We start from the raw sequence: 18042 nt of genomic DNA, 5'->3' as shown, positions 1-18042 counted from the left end.
TGATGTTCTGGCGGAGTGTTCCGCAAGCAAGAAAGGCCGCGCAATTGCGCGGCCTTTCTCATGTTCATTGGTAAAATTATTCTGATTGTCCTGACCCACCGCGATTGCGGATAACCTTGGTCATCCATGAGCGCAACTGATCAAGGTCGGCTTGTTGCGTTTTTTCGGACGAATCAAGCAGAACACGCAAGTTTGCAACTTCCTGGCGCAGAAGCCCAACCTCTGGCGTATTGTTGTCACCTGGGGCAGGGAGCCGCTGCACAACAAGTTGCAGCAGATGGGCAATCCCCTCAATGGCGTTTGTCTGGCGCTCCAGAATCTGGAGTGCAACTGAGGGAAAATAGTCATTGCTTGAGGGAATTTCAGCAATGGCTGTGGAAGAATCAGCATCCGCAACAGCAACGGCATTTCGCGGAAAGCGCGCGTTAAGCGCATCTTCAACAGCCGCAGCCGTGCGGGATTTTTGCATCTGCTCAAGCACAGCCGCAATGACATCCAGTGTTTCGCGTCGATAGCGGCGTCTGCGGCCATCGCCAACACTGGGAATAAAATGGGCAAACCGTTTGCAGTAATAGCGGGTGGTGGATTCTGGCAAGGAAAAATGGCGCGAAATATCCGCAATACTCAACAGGCTTTCAGCAACTACAGCCTTGCGAGCCATGTCTCCTCCCGCGCCGGGCAAAGGACGCCTGAAACACGCTACGAGGCGCGTCACCCGGCAATTTGAATCGGATAAAAGGAGTGGGCAGAAACGGAAATCAGCAACAAAGTGATTCCGATGTAATTCTTTTGGAAATACTCCAAACAAAATTTAATAGCAAGTCAGCAAACAGAAAAGGCGGTAAAGACTATGCCGTTACCGCCAATAAAATAAACAATTGCGTGATTACGCGGTGGCGCTGCTGCTGATCAGTACACCACCCGCCTTACCGCGATTAGTTTGTTGCGCCAGTATGGTACATCAAGGCTCTCAACCCTCACATTTTCCCCGCGCCTGGGGCTGTGGATAAAGGAATTGCTGCCAGCATAGATGCCTGTGTGCAGGCCTCTGGGGCCGGAGCCTGTGCGGAATACCAAAATGTCGCCCTGGCGAGCCGCCGTGAGCGGAATCTGTTGCCCTGTGTGCGCCTGATCAGATGTTATGCGCGGTACTTTTACGCCGTTTTGCTTATATGCCCACCAGATCAAACCGGAGCAGTCAAAGCCCTTTTGTGGTGACGCTCCGCCAGGTCTGTATTTTGTGCCCATTTGCGTGTAGGCCGTTTTAACCACTTTGCGCGCAGATTCTGGGGCAGGGCCGCCATCAGGCGCTGACCTGAAAGCTCCGCAACCTGTCAGAAGTACGGCGCAAGCCAAGAGTAGCGCAAAATTGCGCCATCGTCGCCAAGTGTTTGAGTGCATTGCTGCTTCCATGCTGCAACCTGCTGTATTTGCAAATAAATTTGCAATAGTCAAAAATATAACACGCTATGTGCTGCATAGGATTAAGCAATTTGTGTGCCTGTTTATGCCGAATCTTCTGATTTTCAGGTTTTCGAGACTAAACTTGGAGATACCGTAATGATTTCAAAGAGTCACTGTCACTAACAGCGCGCAATAAAAAAGCAAGGCTCCGGCATGGAGCCTTGCTTAAGTGGGGGCAGAGGCCCGCATGAGCGGGCCGCGACATTCAATCCGGGTTACTGGGCAGGCTTTGCCTCAGAAGTGATCCTTGTCTGATTGTCCCAAACCTGATCAGCCTTGGGCAAGGTGGGCAGCAGCTTGGTCCAGGGGTTCTTCTTGAGGAATTCGGGGTCCTGCTGCAGCTTGCGGCTCATTTCCAGAATAGGCGGCACAGCTTCTTTGATATCCTTGGAAAGCGCTTCGGCAATGCCAAAATCCGTGGCCTTGGTGGCAAGGTCAACGGCCTTTTGGCTGCATTCCATAGAGGTCATGAGCGTATCAAGCGTCTTGGCCGGGTTGTGGAAGCCAACGCTGTTTTCCGCAGAAACGTAATCCCAGAACAACTGGCCCTTGCGCACCATTTCGCGCGCTTCGGTCATCAGGGCGTCGTAATCGGCGGCGCGCTTGCCTTCATAGGCATTGGCAAGACGAACGGCTTCATGCGCCTTGACTGAGATTTCCTGCGCTCTCAGCAGTTGGTCAAAGGCCTTCTTCTGGGTGTATTCCACACGGCCGCGCAGGTAGTCGGCGGTCTTGTCGGCGTGGCACTGACGGCAGGCGCGCAGTTCCGGATCCTTGAGGGGCGAGGTCATCCAGTGACTGGAAACCTTTTTGCCGCCCTCACGCATGTAGGGCATGTGGCAGTCGGCGCAGGCAACGCCAGCAGCGCCGTGGGGGCCGTCCTGGAACATTTCATAGTCAGGATGCTGCATCTTGATCATGCCGACCTTGGAGGCCGCGTGCGTCCAGTCAACAAAAGGCCCGGGCTTGCCATCGGCGCCCTTGGGGCCGTGGCCCTTGTAGTACTGATACATGTCTTCGGGGTTAAAGCCGTTGTCCCAGGGGAACACAGGCTTGGCGGCGGGGCCGTTGTCCTTGTGGGTAAAGTAGTATTCCACGTGGCACTGGGCGCACACGAGGCTGCGTTTCTGATTGCGCGAAAGCTTGGCCCAGTCTTGGCCGCTGCGCTTCAACCAGTCTTTGAGCGGCTCGGAGTAAGGGCGCAGTTCCATGGTCACAGGATCGTGACAGTTGGCGCAACCAATTGTTTCATCCATCTCGTTGATCTTGTCTTTGCTGCGGAATTCATTGACGTCTTTTGACCAGAAAGCATCGCCGTACTGCTTGACCCATTCCATCATCTTGGGGGTTTTGCAGTTCCAGCAGGTGGCGGGCAGGCCGCCCTTGCCGTCAGCGGCAAAGCGGTTGATACGGTCAATGTTGAGAAAATCTTCAATGGCGTAGGTGTGTCCACGCGCTTCGTTGTATTCGTACATGAAGGGATAACCCAGCCACAGATTCTTGAGATAGGGCTGGGCATGCTTGAAGCCCTTGGGCAGGGGATTGACGTTGTCGTTCTTGTGGTAAGGGATGGAACCCTTGTATTCTGTCATGACCGAGGATTCGTTGTTCTTCATGTACGAGGCGTACTGCTGGGGAAAATCTTTCTGGAAAGCAGAGATGCGGGTTTCGCTTTCAGGTATGGAAGTTTTGTACTTGGGGGGCTTAAGGTCAGTGGAAACATCCTGACAGCCCGCAAGCAAAGCTATGCCAAGCAGGGCCGCCACTCCCAGGGCCTTGTGTATGTTGCTCTTAGTCATTGGCTACCGTCCTTGTGCTTATAGGCATCATGCGCATGTGGGCCACACCCTTGTGGCAATCCACACAGTAGGGTTTGGCGTCCATGCTGGCCACATTGACATTGGTCTGACTATGGCAGGCCATGCAGTTGGCATTAACCACATCCCTGGTGCGAACACTCAAAGGACGCGGAATGTCGTGGCCTGAAACATTGCCGATAAAGTCACGCAGACCTTCCTGGGCCTTGAACGGCAGCTTGGCCAGCAGATTATGCGGGGCATGGCACTCATTGCAGGAAAGTTTGGCGTGTGATCCCATTTTCTGGGTCACGGCGGCTTCCTGCATTATGTGACAACTGGCGCAAAAAGGTCGCTGGTCAGTTGTCGTCATGGCGTACGCAAGCACACCCAAAAGCACCATTCCCGCCGCAACGCCGCCCAACAGCACCTTAAGCCATGGTCCATTGCGGGGTGTTCCCATAGAGCCTCCTTAACGCGCTCCTTGTGTGCCGCCCCCATGGCGGCATCCCTCTTAATAAAACAAGAAACGTACCAAAACCAGCAAATAAAATAAAAAAATAATTAGTAGATAAATAAGCTAATTGCATGAAATTGAAAGAAAAAGAGTGATTTCTGTCACAGAAAAATTCAGATAAAAAAGACAGATTCAGAAATAAATGACAACACCACCGGAAGGGTGAGCATGCTGGGCGAATCATTTGTAAAGTCGAAAAAGATGCCGTGGTTGGTTCTTGTTGCCAGTTTGGCCTGGCTTGGATTCACTGGCTTTCTTTACAGTCAGGCAGTGCAGGTCAATGCTGAGCATAGTCTTGAGTTGGAGCATACACGACTTTCAACCATGGCGCAGCAGTTGATGGACGCAAGAAACTGGAATGCCGCGCATGGCGGCGTTTATGTTGAAAAAAGCGATTACGGCCAGCCAAACCCCTGGTTGCCGGAATCGGAACGCACAGTAACCACGCAGGATGGGCGCACCCTTGTTCTGGTCAACCCCGCATACATGAGCCGTCAGCTGGCGGAGCGCAGCTCGCGCGAAGGGGTGACCATCAGCGTGATAAGCAGCGCGCCGTTGCGGCCTGAAAACATGGCAGATGTGTGGGAAAAGTCTGCACTTGCCCGCTGTGCGGAAGAAACCCCCGAAGTGTTTTCAGCTCCCCAGCCCGGCAATGGCCAAAGCTTGCGCCTGCTGAGCGTACTTATGGCACAGCAAAGCTGTTTGCGCTGCCATGTGAACAAAAAAGTGGGAGAAGTGCTTGGCGGCATCAGTGTGAGCCAGGACGCAAGCTCATTCCATAGGGGGCTGGAAAGGCAACGCTACAACATGCGCTTGTTGTATGGCCTGCTTGCGTTCACAGGGGTGCTTGCCATCGGCGGCCTGACCTTCAATCTTACGCACAGGCGCTGGCTGGCAGAGGAAGCCAGCCGCATGAAAAGTTCGTTTATGGGGCACCTCAGTCACGACATGCGCACGCCGCTGACAGCCATTGTGGGAATGAGCGAACTGGCCCAGCGTACTGATCTGCCTGAAAAAGAACGCAAAAAGGCCTTGGGCTATCTTGCACAAGCCGCAGAGGCCCTGTGGGAAATGGTAGGCGACATAACTGACCACGCAGCACTGGAGCAGGGAACCCCCACGCTTGAAGCCGCGCCCTTTGACCTGCGGGAGTGCCTCGCAAGCTGTGTGAGTCTTTACAGGCCCATTGCCGACAGCAAGGGGATTACCCTTACCTTCGGCCTGGACGAAAATTTACCGCAATGCGCGGTGGGCGACAGCTTTCGACTGCGACAGGCCCTGGGCAACATTGTCAGCAATGCGGTTAAATTTACAGAGGCAGGTTCTGTTCGCATTTACGCCACAGCCCTTGAAAGCACCAGTGAACATCTGAAGCTGGCAATTTCTGTCACTGATACAGGTCCCGGCATGTCGCAGGAAGATCAGGCCAGAGTGTTTGAGAGTTTTCAGCGGGGGCGCGATACCGCCCGCACTCCGGGAACTGGCCTCGGCCTGAACATTGCCCGCACTCTTGCACGGCTTATGGGCGGGAATGTGGAGCTGGTTTCCCGTACAGGGCAGGGGGCCTGTTTTACGCTTTACGTGTTGCTTTCGCAGTGTTCGCAACCCGTACAAGCCAGCAGCCGGGAGAATGCGGGCAAGTCAGAGCAGTCGTGTTGCGCAAACCAGTTACTTGCCCACAAAAAGGTACTGGTGGCGGAAGACACCGCATCCATTGCCTATGCCATGCAGCATATGCTGCGAGGCATGGGGGCAGAGCCCGTAGTGGCTGAAACTGGTGAAAAGGCACTGGAACTGCTGCGGAATCCTCACCAAGGGCATTGGGATTTGCTTGTGCTCGACAGTCGGTTGCCCGGCATTGATGGACTGGATGTGCTGCGGGCTTTGCGGAATGGCGATACTTTGTCCCCAGCAAAAACCCTCGCCGTTGTCTATACAGCGACAACAAGCGACTCGTTTTTGAGGAAATGCGAGGAGCTTGGCGCTGATGGCGTATTTTTAAAACCCTTGAGTTTTCAGCAGTTGCGCCATGAATTGGAAAAACTGGTGACAGCAAAGTCGGCAGAAAAGTCGACAGGTTGCCCAGGCAAGCCCCAAAATGTCACCCAGGAAAAAAACGCAATGCCGAACATATCTGAAACCGCCAATACTGAGCATCAATCATTTGACATACAATGCAAAAGTTTAGTCTGGAACCGCAACGCCGCACTTGAAGTTCTGGATGGCGATGAAGACGTGCTGAAAAGCCTTGCCAACGTATTGGAACATGAACTTCACGAGCGTCTGCAAACCCTGGATGCCGCCATTGCAACGGGTGATTTTGAGCAACTGCGGCGCACAGCCCATGCCTGCAAAAACTCGGCAGGCGTCATGCGGCTTGACCATCTGCGCGCTGTAGCGACGGCGACAGAAGGTGCGGAAGCAGGAGCTATCGCAGAAGAAGCACAAAAATTGCGCTCCGCAATGCAGGAAGCCGTTCAGGCGCTGACAGCAGATGTGGAGCAAGGCAAGACCGCGTAGCGCACATGCGCGCAGCTGGAGTTGCTGGCCAGCGCGGTAAAACGTGCAGGCAGAAAAATCGGCAGAAGCAGGATTGCAGGGGGAATAAGCTGATGGCCAAAGTGCTTGTGGTGGACGATGAAGGGCTGATGCGCACAATGGTGCAGGTGGTCTGCAACCGCATGGGGCACGAAACCCTGCTGGCCGCCTCCATTCAGGAGGCACTGCGTATGGTCAACGAGCCTGTGGATGTAGTTTTGCTGGACGTATGGCTCCCGGACGGTAACGGGCTTGAATATCAGGCCGACTTTGCGCATTTGCCGGGCGCGCCGGATGTGGTTGTCATCACTGGCAACGGCGATGGCGACAATGCCGAAGCAGCCTTGCGCTCCGGAGCATGGGAATTCCTCACCAAACCTTTGCAGATGCGCGATATTGAGCAGTGTTTGCGGCAAATTCTGCAATTCAGGCAAAACCGTACCCCGGTATCAGAAGCTCTTGTTGTGGACAGCGGGCATATCCTTGGCAGCGGCCCCGGCATGAGCCGCGCGCTGAAACTGCTGGCGCAGGCCGCAAAAAGCGAAGTAAATGTGCTTTTGCTGGGTGAAACCGGGGTAGGCAAGGAACTCTTTGCCCGGGCACTCTTTCGCAACAGTGCAAGGGCAGCCAGGCCGTTTATAACGGTTGACTGCGCCTCGCTGCCAGAAACTCTGGTGGAAAGCCATTTGTTCGGCCACAGCCGCGGCGCGTTCACTGGTGCGGACAGGGCGCGCGAGGGGCTGCTGCTTGCGGCAGACAAAGGTACGCTGTTTCTGGATGAAGTGGGTGACCTGCCTCAGCCCATGCAGGGGGTATTTTTGCGCGCACTGGAGCAGCGGCGTTTTCGCCCTGTGGGCGAGGTGCGTGAGGTCAGCAGCGATTTCAGGCTGGTTGCCGCCACCAACAAAAATCTGGAACACATGGCCAAGGAAAACAGCTTTCGGGCAGATCTGCTCTACAGGCTGCAAGGCCTCACCATTATAATTCCACCATTGCGCGAGAGGCTTGATGAAATCCCTGCGCTGGTGCGACAGGCCATTGCGCGTTTTTGTCTGGGCAGTGACCAGCCGGAAAAAACTCTTTCCAATGAGGCTCTGGATGTGCTGCTGGAGTACACTTGGCCCGGCAATGTGCGTGAACTGATCCATTGCCTTGAGCGGGCGTGTCTTACGGCGGGTAAAAGTGATCTGATCCTGCCTGCGCATCTTCCCACGCGCATGCGTGTGGATTCCGTGCGGCGTCGCATGGGGCAGGGAACCGTGCCGCCGGTCAAAGAGAATGGCGGGTTGCACGGGAGTGGCAGCGCGGGAATAAATGCGGTCGAAAATGGTTTTTTGGTCAATGATACGGTGGGGCAAAAACCGCCCAGCCTGCGAGAATGGAAATCGCAGGCTGAAAAAGCCTACGTGCGGCAGGTCTGGGACATGTGCTCGGAAGACGTGCGAAAAGCCTCGGAAGTGGCAGGTATTTCGCGCGGGCACTGGTATGAGCTGATGAAAAAAAACGGCCTGTAGCAAGGACTTCAGACAGGTCGAGCAAAAAAACGCGGTAAAGAGCCAGGGATGCTTGCGTCAGGAAATAAAAGGAGCTATAGGCGAGAAAAATCGGCATTGAAAGGCAATGTTAGAGCTTATGAACAAGAGTCCCATTACTGTCAGAGGGTATGTTGCGGCAGTGCCGCGTTCTGTGGATGCGCGCCAGGCCCGTGTCGCTGTTGTGCAGGATGATGTGGAATACCGCATTGTGCCGCGCGGCGCCGGGGTTGACCTGGATGACGAAGTCAGCGTGCCCGTGGAAGTTTCAGGCATCATGGAAGAAGCGGACGGAGTGGCGTACCTCATCGTGCGCGGTTACAAGGTGCTTGAAGATGACTCCTGGCTGGAAGAATAAGCGGCTTTATTGCGTCACGTTGTGATGCACTCTTGAGCAGTTTTGCCGGGTGTGGCGTTTGTCAGGCCGGACAGCCTGTTGCGCCCTTGTTTCCAGACCGTTCAAGTACAGGGGCAAGCGTGGTGCAATGCCCCTGTGCCCGATATGACCCGTTAAATCGTCCGTCTCTGCCTCAGGCCGAAATCAATCCCGCAAATGCACAAGCGCCAATGGCGCTTTTTTTGTTCTTCATCCCGCTGCTGAACGCGTGGGAGGGGCAGGGGATCAGAGCAGGCTGATCTGCTTTTGTTCCTTGCGGGTGCGCGTTGCGAGGGTGCTGTGCCGACAGAATTCACAAATCTGGCCCATGAAGGGCGAGGGTTGCAAACGCAGGGTGCGGCCATAAAGAGTGCGCTGCGCGCAATGACTGAGAAAAAGCGCCCGCGCAGCACGCGTCAGACCTACGTACAGCAGACGGCGTTCCTCGGCCTCGTTGTCCTCGCTTTGGGCGCTGCTGGTGGCGGCATCCGCGGCAGGGAACAAAAGTTCACGGCGCAAAGGCAAAAGGCCGTCTTCAAGGCCCGGCAGAAAAACAGCCTGAAATTCAAGCCCTTTTGATGCGTGCAATGTCAGAATCTGCACACTCTCGGCCTTGGCGCGCACAAGCTCGGCCTCCTGAAGCCATGCCAGTTGCTCAAAAAAGCCCGTCCAGTGGCCGCTCTGGTGCCACAGACGGCACAGTTCGCGCCAAGGGCGGCTGCCGGTAAAGACTTCTCCAGCCCAGGGCTGTTCCGCAAGCCAGGGGAGCATGCGCTCTGGCGCAGGCAGGCTCTCTGCTGCTGTCCAGCTTTGCGGCACTGCGTCCTCCTGATCCTCGGTGGGTACCTGCGCAAAACCGCAATGAGAGCCAAGCAAGCCCAACAGGCGTGCGCATGTGGCGTCCTGCCAGAATCCATCCTGCGAGGGCGCGGCGCAAGGTATCCCCGCCTGTTCAAGGGCAGCCCGCAAGGGGGGAATTTGCGCTTTCAGGCGAACAAGAACCGCAATGTCGCCCGGTGCCAGTGCTCCGGCCAGGCCGTGCAGGTCGTCCCCCTTGCTGTGATCCAGCAGGGTGTGGGCCGTAGCGCCCAGCAGATGCCGAACACGCTCGGCTACCCAGCGGGCCTCTGTGCGCTCATCGGGTGCGGAAAAGAGCCGCAGTTCAGCCGTGAGCGATTGCGCGGCCAGCAACGGGCCGCACTGCCCCTTGTGGAGCAGGAGGCTGCGGGCCATGTCCAGCACGCTCTGGCTGGAACGGAAGCTCTGCCCAAGGCGGAAGACGTTCAGCCCCGGCCAGCAGGCGCGCAGGCTAATCTCGCTTTGGCCCGTAACGCCACGGAATCCGTAAATGGCCTGATCCGGGTCGCCAATGCCGAAAAATCCATGCCCATCAGCAGGCAGCAAGGCGCGAACAATGGCAAGCTGCACAGCGGAAAGATCCTGCACTTCATCTACCAGCACGTGCTGCGGGCGCTCATTTTCGGGCAGGGTGCGGGCGTACTCCAGCCACCAGTCCAGAAGGTCGGCGTAGTCCACATAGCGCTGCCCCATGTTCTTGCGCGCAGCGTAGTTGGCAGCAGCTAGGGCCAGCGGGCTTTGAGCAGGCTCCTGGGCAAGAACACCACCCTCACGCGCCAGCGCAAGGGCATCCCACAGTTTGCGCGCATCGCGTTTTTCCAGTTCCGGATTCGCCAGATAAAACAGATTGAGCGCGGCATCCTCGCCAAGCAGCAGGGGAGGATTGTCGGCGCTGGCGGCGCGCAGGGCCGCCCAGGCCATGCCGTGCAGCGTATCGCACTGCGGCAGCGCAGCTTGCGAGGTACCCTCAAAGGCCTTGGCCAGTCTCTCCCGCAGTTCATCCGCAGCGCGCCGCGTAAAGGTGACGGCCAACACCCTGCGCATGTCCGCGGCCTGTTCCACAAGCCATTGCAAACGGCCCACCAGAACGCGGGTTTTGCCCGCGCCAGGGCCAGCCAGCACCAGCACTGGCGCTGGGCCCGCTGCAAGCGCCGTCTGCTGCTCGTCAGAATAGGCAAAGGCCTGCGCAGGCGTGTCAGTTGTAGCTGCGGATTTTACCGCAGAAAAATTGCTTGCAGTTTTTGTGGCGGCATCACCCCCAAGAGGGAGGCTGGCCCGGCGCACGCGCACGGATGCTGGCTGTGCGGCAGTTGCCTGCGCATTCGCAGCCTCTGGCGGCTCAGCCTTTTTGCGTCCCCGTTTGGCAGGAGCCTTTACGCCCGGCAGGGTGCCGCGCGCATCGGCCAGTTCCTCCGGAGAGAAAACGCGCACAGTGCCATATTCGCCATCATAACCGCCTTCGCGGTAGACCTGACCGCGCCGCATGCGGGCCACGGCTTCGCCCAGCGGCTCCCAGTGAGCGCGGATGTCTGCTTCCGGCAGGCTGCAAAGGATATCCAGCTCCGGCCCCAGTTCGCGCAGCAGGCTGCTGTAACGCTCCTGCACCCGGCGCGATGCCGGGCCAACGCCGAGGATTTCACCCACGACTTCGGCCAGCGGAATCAGTGGGCGCACTTCCGGTTCGCGCGGGAGATCCGGCGTGGTTTCCCTGTCTGCCAGTTCCAGCACCCGGTGCAGTACGCCGACAGTGAGCGGCTTGCCGCAGATCGGGCAGATATTGTTAAGAGCCAGCGATTCTTTAGGTTCCAGCACCACATTGCAGGCGCGGTGCCCGTCAAGGTGGTATTTGCCTTCATCAGGATAGAATTCCATGGTGCCGAGAAAGCGGCAGTCCAGATTGCTCTGGTCTTCCCGCCGGGCAGAGGCGCGCAGGGCCGCAAACATGCCCGCATAGCTGGGGCGGCCCGCAAACAGATTGGCCTCGCGCCCAAGGTTGGCCCCGGAATGCGCGTCTGAATTGGACACAAGGGCGTAGCCGTCAAGCCTGCTGATCAGGCGGTTCATGGCAGGGTCGGACGAAAGGCCCGTTTCCAGTGCAAAAATATGCTCCGAAAGATCGCCGTAGCAGTCTTCCAACCTGTCAAAGCCTGATTTGGAGCCGAAAAGCGCAAACCAGGGCGTCCACACATGGGCGGGAATCATCACTGAACCGGGCGCGCATTCCAGCATGATTTCAAGCAGGTCGCGCGAGTCCAGCCCCAGAATGGGGCGGCCATCGGCATTGAGGTTGCCGATCTGCGCCAGCCGCAACGAAAGGCGCTCCGCATCCTCAAGGTTGTGCACAAACACAAGGTTGTGCACCTTGCGCACCTTGCCGCCGCGTTTATAGATGGAGCTGATTTCCGTCTGCAGCAAAAACAGCGGAGCGGTGGATTCCTGCATGCCCGGGCCAGCCTTGGCACCCATGAACTCAAGCGTTTCCGGCTCAACCGCCAGCCTGTACAGGCCAGTGTGTTCGTCCAGCACGAGCTGCTCCGCCAGTTCCGCCCGCCACTGGGGGTGCGTAAAATCCCCGGTGCCCAGTACGTTGATACCTTTGCAGCGCGCCCAGGCCGCTAGATGGCGAGGATTGAGAGCCTTGCTTGTGGCGCGCGAGAAACGGGAATGGATGTGCAGATCAGCTATAAAATTCATAATTCACCCTGTAGGGATGGAATCTGTGCGGGATTGATCACGGCAAAGCATGCGTCAGGCCAACCAGGGGCAGAAGCGCAGCGCCTGGGCAGACCACCGAGGCCCGCCCGTGCCGCCACCCATGACTCTACTACTGGTTTCAGGGCTGCCATTGACGGGTGCCCCGGTGTGCAGCGTCAGCGGCGTTTCAATCATGGTTTCGTGCGCGGCATTCTTGCGGGCCAGAGCCAGAATCCGCAATGCGGGTTTTGTCCTGTGCGTCCGTACGGGCAGCAGGAGGCGCAGTCCAAGGCCCGCATCGTTCAAGGCAACGCACAACTGCGGCAGCGCCGGTGCGTCATAAATGCAGTAAAAACAGCCCTGGTGCCGCAGCAGAGCTGCCGCCGCTCGGCAGAATAGCTGGAGCACGTATTCCCGGTTTTCCTCGCCCTGTGCGCCACGCAGCGCCCGTTCGCGCATATGGCGGGGCGTGGGCCTCCCGGCTACTCCATAGGGCGGGTTTGCCAGAACCAGATCAAACTTTCCGGCATGGCTGACGCCTGTCGCGTCTGCCTGTTCTGGCAAGAGTTTTCTGTCGGCCAGATCAGCTTCGGCAAAGCGTAGCCTGTCTGTCAAGCCAAGGCCCACGGCATTGGCCGTGGCGGCCCGCACAAGCGGCGCTTCCCTGTCCAGCCCCAACCCGGTAATGCCAGCGCAGCGCAAGGCCAGCCCCAGCAGGGCAGCCCCGCAGCCGCAGCCAAGTTCTGCTGCTGTCAGATGCACCTGACGTGGCGCGTTCAGGCTTTCCACGTGCCGGGCGGCAAAGGCAGCCAGCAGGAGGGCGTCCGCGCCAAAGCGCAAACTGCCTTCCGGCTGCTCAAGCCCGCGTGGAAAAAGCTGTCGGGCGCTGTAAGATGGTTCATCCGTGTGCATTGGGGGCTTCCTGCGCCGGAAAAAGGCCGCCGACAGAACATGGTTTCTGACGGCGGCCCGCAAGTATGTGTCAGGATGCTGCGAATGCGGTCAGCCCCCCCCGATGTTTGGGGAGGCATGCTTTCTACAGCAGATCCCCTTCCCAGTTGAACAGGCTCTTGCGCCGCATTTCAGGCACGGAGGCTGGCGGATTTTCCTGCATGTGCGCAAAGAAACCGTATCCCGCCGAGAGCAGTTCCTGCCTTTTGGCGGTGATATCCAGCGGCCAGCCGGGATAAATCCAGATGTTGCCGCCGTACTGCCGCGCCCAGAAGGGTTCGCCCATGGGGCTGAGGAATGGCTCGTTGGGTTTGACGCCCAACATGCCGAAACGGCTGATGCCCACGGGCCAGTAACCGGAAAGCACCACGCCAAGGGGCAGGGGGCTTTGCGCGGGCAGGGCCAGCATGTCCTCCTGCGCCAGTTCAGGGCTTACAAACGCGCCCGAAAATCCCATACTGGCAAGTATGCCAAGGGCCGAGGCATTGGCCGCGTTACAGAAAGGCCCGGCTAACAGGTCGGCGTTTTCTTCAAGCTGTTCGGGGAACAATCCGCGCTGCCACGGAGCGTTGCACACAAAATGTCGCGCGCCGTCACGCCACAGCCGCCCGATGGAGCGCCGGATGGTTTCTTCTTCGTCAGGCCAGATAACCGGCGGCAGCCACCAGCACATGCGCGGTGCAACAGTGCGCGAAAGATCGGCGCTGCGTGCCGAAAGCCAGAGGGCCTGCAACTGGCTGCGGCCGGTGCGGGTTTCCTTGCCGTGAGGCACGCTCGAGCGCACGTACATGTCGGGCCGGGTTTTGGCCTTGATGGGCTTGGGCAGCCGCGGATCGCTTTCCACGGCCTTGCTGGGGCGGGAGGGCATGGCCTCAAGGCGCGCCTGCCAGCTTTTGATGATGCGCATAAGCTCGGGTTCGCGCCGGTCTATAAGAAAAACGGGCGTACCAGCCTTGGGCGTCTTGTGCTTGGGCAGGCGCAGGGTAAGGCTGCCGCCCTTGGGAATACGCCGGGTTACGGGCATGGTGGCATGCCAGCGCTCGTCTTCAACGCCCACGCGCAGGTAATCCTGCGGCAGTAGTTCAAAGAAGGGCTTGAGCGTTATGCCGCCTTCTGGTTCAATGCGAATTTTGCCCGCCAGCAGGCCGGAACTGGTCTGACCGTCCGGCATTGTGGGGATGGTATGGTCCTTCTGCGGCAAAAAGCGCGCGCGGGATGAGGGTCGCCCCAGCGACATCTGCAAAATTTCTTCCGCAGCCTTGCGGGCCTGCGCATCACCGGGGTTGTCACGCAGCATGCGGTAGGCCGTGACCACGTGGTACACGTAATGCGGACCTTTCTTGCGGCCTTCGATCTTCCACGACACAAGGTGGGGGATGTTCAGCAGGGTTTTTGCCAGCACATCCAGCGAAAGGTCGAGGCAGGAGAACCAGCGCCCGTTGTGCTCCTTGCCGCGTATCTGCCCGCGTGAGCTTGGGCGGCGGGGCGCGTCAAAAGATTCGTTGCGGCGGTCGTCGGCCTTGCCACGCCCATCACGCCCAGTGCGGTTTTTGCGGGCAATGTCCATGCGCGACTGTTCCTGGCGCATGCGGTCCTGTTCCTCACGTTCCGCATTGCGCACAAGGGCAATGGCCGCAGGGCCGCCCTGGCGGTACACGCGGCGGCAAGGCTGTACGCAGCGGCCACGCAGGCCGCTTTTGCCGCCCATGTAGCTCGACCAGTAGCAACGGCCCGAAACGCAGTAGCAGAGTGCGCCGTGCACAAAACATTCAAGGTCAAGGCCTTCGGGGCAGGCCTCGCCCATGGTGCGGATTTCATCAATGGAAAGCTCGCGCGGCAGGATAACGCGGTTGGCGCCGAGTTTTTTGGCCTGCACAAGGCTTTCCGGATGGGTGAGGTTGGCAAGGGTGGAAAGATAAAGCCCGCCCTCAAAACCAGCCTGACGCGCCAGATCCAGCATGGCCAGATCCTGCACGATAAGCCCGTCTGGCCTGACCTGACGGGCAAGGCGCGCCGCCAGCCGATAGGCCTGAGCCGGCTCGTTGGGCTTGACCAGGGTATTCATGGCCACGTAAACGCGGGCGTTTTCCGCATGGGCAAGGTCTGTCAGGCGCGAAAGTTCCGTCAGGCCAAAGTTTTCTGCCTGCATGCGGGCCGAAAAATGTTTGAGGCCCAGATAGATGGCGTCTGCCCCGGCGGCAAGAGCGGCCAGGAATGAAGGCGCGTCGCCCGCCGGAGCCAGAATTTCGGGCCGGGCGGGCGTGGGGGCGGATATGTTCAGATGATCCGCAGATGTGGAGAAAGTGTCGTTCATATTTTATAATACTCTTTGTACCAGGCCACAAAGCGGGCTATACCCTCGCTGAGAGGCGTGGAAGGGGCAAAGCCGGTGGCGGCGGTGAGGTCGTCAATATTGGCCCAGGTGGATTCAACATCGCCCGGTTGCATGGGCAGAAGTTCCTTGCGGGCCTTCATGCCAAGGGCGTCTTCAAGGGTGCTGATGAAATCGTTGAGTTCCACCGTATTGTTGTTGCCTATGTTGTAGATGCGCCAGGGCGCGGAGCTGCTGGCGGGGTTGGGATTTGCGGTGTCAAAGTCCGGGTCGGGCTGCGGGGCCAGCGGCAGCAGACGCACCACGCCTTCGATGATGTCGTCGATATAGGTAAAATCGCGGCGCATGCGCCCTTCGTTGAACACCTTGATGGGTTCGCCGCGCACAATGGCGGTGGTGAACAGGTGCAGGGCCATGTCCGGCCTGCCCCAAGGGCCGTATACCGTAAAGAAGCGCAATCCCGTGCAGGGGACTCGGAACAGGTGGCTGTAGGAATGGGCCATCAGTTCGTTGCTTTTCTTGGTGGCGGCGTACAGGCTGACCGGGTGGTCAACATTATGGTGCACACTGTAGGGCCGTGCGGTATTCATGCCATACACGGAAGAAGACGAGGCAAAAAGCAGATGCCCCACCTTGTTCTGGCGGCAACCTTCAAGAATATGCCCAAAGCCCAGCAGGTTGGCATTGAGGTACGATTCCGGGTTCTGGAGGCTGTAGCGTACGCCAGCCTGCGCCGCAAGGTTGACCACATGGGTAAATCCTTCGCGGGCAAACAGGGCGGTCATTGCCGGGCCATCGGCCATGTCCAGAGGTTCAAAGCGGAAGCGCTGCGCCTCCGGCATGGCGACAAGTTGGGCCAGACGATCTTTTTTTAGTTGCACATCGTAATAGTCGTTGCAATTATCAACGCCCACCACGCTGTGCCCATCGGCCAGAAGCCGTTGGGAAAGATGGTATCCAATAAAGCCCGCTGCGCCTGTTACCAGAACATGCATGAGAACCTCCCAGTGTGCATGCAGGCAAAGTAAGCCAGATGCGCGTTCTGGGCAAGAGCGGCGCGCAACGGTGAAATCCTTGTTTCGGGGTATGGGGGCTTGCGGGAAAAAGCGCCGCATCGTATGTTTTGGGGACCGAGGTAACGAATGCAGAAAGCAGAGAATAAAGGATCCGAAGCGCAAGGCAAGTCCGCATCTTCTGCGGATAAAGGCCGCCGTCAGGATCGCGCCGCCTGGTACGCTGGCCCGTACAAGGACGCGCTTATATATCTTATGGTCGCCATCTTTTTTGTAGAGATGATTGTTGGCGGCATTTCTTTTTTTTACGGCGTCATGCATGCCGCGCCGGATGTTCCCGGCGGCCCGCCGCTGGCGCGTTTCCCCTGGCTTGGCTGGGCCGTGGCCGCGGTGCTCGCCCCTGTGGGGCTGATGCTCATTGTGCACCTTTCCGGCACCTGGGTTTCGCGCTATCTCGGGCGCGAGGACAGCATGCAGGGCGGGCAGGGAGCAGGGCAGGCGGCTGACGATGAGCAAGTTCCTGAACGGCTGCGCCGTTTCTATGCCATAATCCGCAATGCGCCCACGGTGGTTTTGCTGCTGGGCATCATGCTGCTGGGTGCGGGATTGTTTTTTGTGGACGGGGCTTTCTCTGCCCTGATGCGCCTTGGCGGCGCGCTGGCAGAATATATCCCCTGGCTTGCGGGCAGTCTGGCCGCACTTATTGCCGTGTGCTATCTGGTGCACCGCTGGTTTGTGTACCGGCATCACCGCATGCAGCAGGAATATGAATACCGGCGCGAAGTGCTTGAGCGCACGGGCATCGTGCTGGTGGACAAGGGTTGCATACCCCTGCCGCAAAATGAGGTGCAGCGTCTGGCTCTTGGTGGGCATGTGGTGGAGGCGCAGGCCTTGCCCCCGGCCCTTGACGCCGAAGCTGCATCGGGTGATGGCGCAGCTAACGGGAATGGATCAGCAGGGCATGATGACGATGTGACCGATGCGGAAATTATCAGCCCCGACACGGCAGCTTCGGCTGAAGATACGGCTGACACGACCCCTGCGGACAGCGCAGCCAGTCCCGCTGACGCCTCAAAGGCCGCGACCTCCGCAACCGATGAGGCGGAAAAGCCCCGCAAGCAAGGTTAATTGCTGATATGGCACCATATTGTTCAGCACGAATGCGGCGGAAGCATGAGCATACCCATACCAGGTAAACCTGTTCGAGGTTCCCGCAGCGGCGTGCCGCTCATGGCGCTGTTTGACCTGCTGGGCAAACGGTGGGCCATGGGCGTTATCTGGCAACTGCGCAAGGGCCCGGCCACATTCCGCGCCTTGCAGGAGGCCTGCGAATCCATATCCCCGGCGGTACTCAACAGCCGCTTGAAAGAACTGCGCGAGGCAAAACTCGTGTGCACCACCAATGACGGCTATGCTCTGACAGGCATGGGTGTGGAGTTGAGCCTTCTTCTGGAGCCATTTGGAGCCTGGGCCATTACCTGGGCTATGGAAGTGGCCCCGGAGGAGGCCGAACGCTGGAGCGAACTGCTCAGCAAAAGGCTCGCGTAGCCTCCTCCGGGGATTCCTGCATAATCGGGCCGCGACTATTGCTGCGCAGCCTTGATGGCCTTGAGCGTCCGGCCTCCCAGACCGATGGCATCGGTTGCGTATTCCTCAACAAATACCACAAATTTTTCCTGCGGAACGGACGTTGCCGCCACTGCGGCTGCGGTCAGGCCTTCAATCAGGTTCTTCTTCACTTCTTCCGTTGTGCTGTGCATGGCTATGGTGATGACGGGCATGATTTGCTCCTTGTCGTTTGATCTTGCGGCTTGCGCTCCGCATATTTTGCGAAACTGCAAGCAAAGGTAATGTTCTTGCGCGCGCTATGGAATAAGTAGCGCGCTATGAAAAAAATAGCAAGAACTGCCCAAGGTCAAACCTGCAAAGACGGCAGCATGTGTCCGTGTGACTGATTTTTCAAGGTGTTGC

The 18042-nt window shown here is 58.3% G+C and carries 14 protein-coding genes; 5 read left to right on the top strand and 9 right to left on the bottom strand.

What is annotated here, in order from left to right:
* Positions 1-76: 76 nt before the first annotated feature.
* The 4 genes from ACUZ9P_RS04555 to ACUZ9P_RS04540 all read right to left on the bottom strand — a co-directional run bounded on the left by ACUZ9P_RS04555 (position 77) and on the right by ACUZ9P_RS04540 (position 3723).
* Positions 77-661: a MerR family transcriptional regulator gene (locus tag ACUZ9P_RS04555; RefSeq protein WP_298997723.1), complete on the bottom strand. Its 585-nt coding sequence runs from the start codon at positions 659-661 to the stop codon at positions 77-79.
* 248 nt (positions 662-909) lie between these two features.
* Positions 910-1248: a C40 family peptidase gene (locus ACUZ9P_RS04550; protein WP_298997995.1), complete on the bottom strand. Its 339-nt coding sequence runs from the start codon at positions 1246-1248 to the stop codon at positions 910-912.
* A 431-nt stretch (positions 1249-1679) separates the two neighbouring features.
* The gene (locus tag ACUZ9P_RS04545) at positions 1680-3263 is read right to left on the bottom strand and encodes an ammonia-forming cytochrome c nitrite reductase subunit c552 (RefSeq protein ID WP_449248808.1); all 1584 of its coding nucleotides are present in this window, start codon (positions 3261-3263) and stop codon (positions 1680-1682) included.
* Positions 3256-3723, bottom strand: coding sequence for a cytochrome c3 family protein (locus tag ACUZ9P_RS04540; RefSeq protein ID WP_449248807.1), 468 nt, complete (start codon positions 3721-3723; stop codon positions 3256-3258). Before ACUZ9P_RS04540 ends, ACUZ9P_RS04545 begins: the two co-directional genes overlap by 8 nt.
* Before the next feature lie 222 nt (positions 3724-3945).
* On the opposite strand from ACUZ9P_RS04540, the gene ACUZ9P_RS04535 reads away from it, so the two are divergent.
* From ACUZ9P_RS04535 to ACUZ9P_RS04525, 3 genes are all read left to right on the top strand, one after another.
* A complete protein-coding gene (locus ACUZ9P_RS04535; protein WP_449248806.1) occupies positions 3946-6297 on the top strand; it encodes an ATP-binding protein in 2352 nt (783 codons plus the stop codon).
* 92 nt (positions 6298-6389) lie between these two features.
* Positions 6390-7829 (top strand): sigma-54-dependent transcriptional regulator, encoded by a 1440-nt coding sequence (locus ACUZ9P_RS04530; RefSeq protein ID WP_449248805.1) that lies wholly within the window; start codon positions 6390-6392, stop codon positions 7827-7829.
* Between the two features lie 118 nt (positions 7830-7947).
* On the top strand, positions 7948-8205 hold the full coding sequence (locus ACUZ9P_RS04525) for a hypothetical protein (RefSeq protein ID WP_298997712.1): 258 nt from the start codon (positions 7948-7950) through the stop codon (positions 8203-8205).
* Positions 8206-8469: 264 nt separating this feature from the next.
* Here ACUZ9P_RS04525 and ACUZ9P_RS04520 read toward each other — a convergent pair whose 3' ends face one another.
* The 4 genes from ACUZ9P_RS04520 to ACUZ9P_RS04505 all read right to left on the bottom strand — a co-directional run bounded on the left by ACUZ9P_RS04520 (position 8470) and on the right by ACUZ9P_RS04505 (position 16053).
* A complete protein-coding gene (locus ACUZ9P_RS04520) occupies positions 8470-11775 on the bottom strand; it encodes a UvrD-helicase domain-containing protein (protein ID WP_449248804.1) in 3306 nt (1101 codons plus the stop codon).
* A 54-nt stretch (positions 11776-11829) separates the two neighbouring features.
* Positions 11830-12687: a methyltransferase gene (locus tag ACUZ9P_RS04515; RefSeq protein ID WP_449248803.1), complete on the bottom strand. Its 858-nt coding sequence runs from the start codon at positions 12685-12687 to the stop codon at positions 11830-11832.
* A gap of 124 nt (positions 12688-12811) precedes the next feature.
* Entirely contained in the window at positions 12812-15040 is a 2229-nt protein-coding gene (locus ACUZ9P_RS04510) for a peptidase U32 family protein (protein WP_449248802.1), read from the bottom strand.
* Positions 15037-16053, bottom strand: a complete 1017-nt coding sequence (locus ACUZ9P_RS04505; RefSeq protein ID WP_449248801.1) for an NAD-dependent epimerase — start codon at positions 16051-16053, stop codon at positions 15037-15039. The genes ACUZ9P_RS04510 and ACUZ9P_RS04505 overlap by 4 nt, the downstream gene beginning before the upstream one ends.
* A 147-nt stretch (positions 16054-16200) precedes the next feature.
* Here ACUZ9P_RS04505 and ACUZ9P_RS04500 point away from each other — a divergent pair, with 147 nt between their 5' ends.
* Entirely contained in the window at positions 16201-17199 is a 999-nt protein-coding gene (locus tag ACUZ9P_RS04500; RefSeq protein WP_449248800.1) for a hypothetical protein, read from the top strand.
* A 45-nt stretch (positions 17200-17244) separates the two neighbouring features.
* Positions 17245-17619, top strand: coding sequence for a winged helix-turn-helix transcriptional regulator (locus ACUZ9P_RS04495; RefSeq protein WP_449248799.1), 375 nt, complete (start codon positions 17245-17247; stop codon positions 17617-17619).
* 35 nt (positions 17620-17654) lie between these two features.
* On the opposite strand, the gene ACUZ9P_RS04490 is transcribed toward ACUZ9P_RS04495, so the two are convergent.
* Positions 17655-17852 (bottom strand): tautomerase family protein, encoded by a 198-nt coding sequence (locus tag ACUZ9P_RS04490; RefSeq protein ID WP_227118795.1) that lies wholly within the window; start codon positions 17850-17852, stop codon positions 17655-17657.
* Positions 17853-18042 lie beyond the last annotated feature (190 nt).

It is taken from the genome of Desulfovibrio intestinivivus, assembly GCF_053570665.1.
Note: the sequence above shows the minus strand (reverse complement) of the source record. Positions and strands in the feature narration are given on the sequence as shown.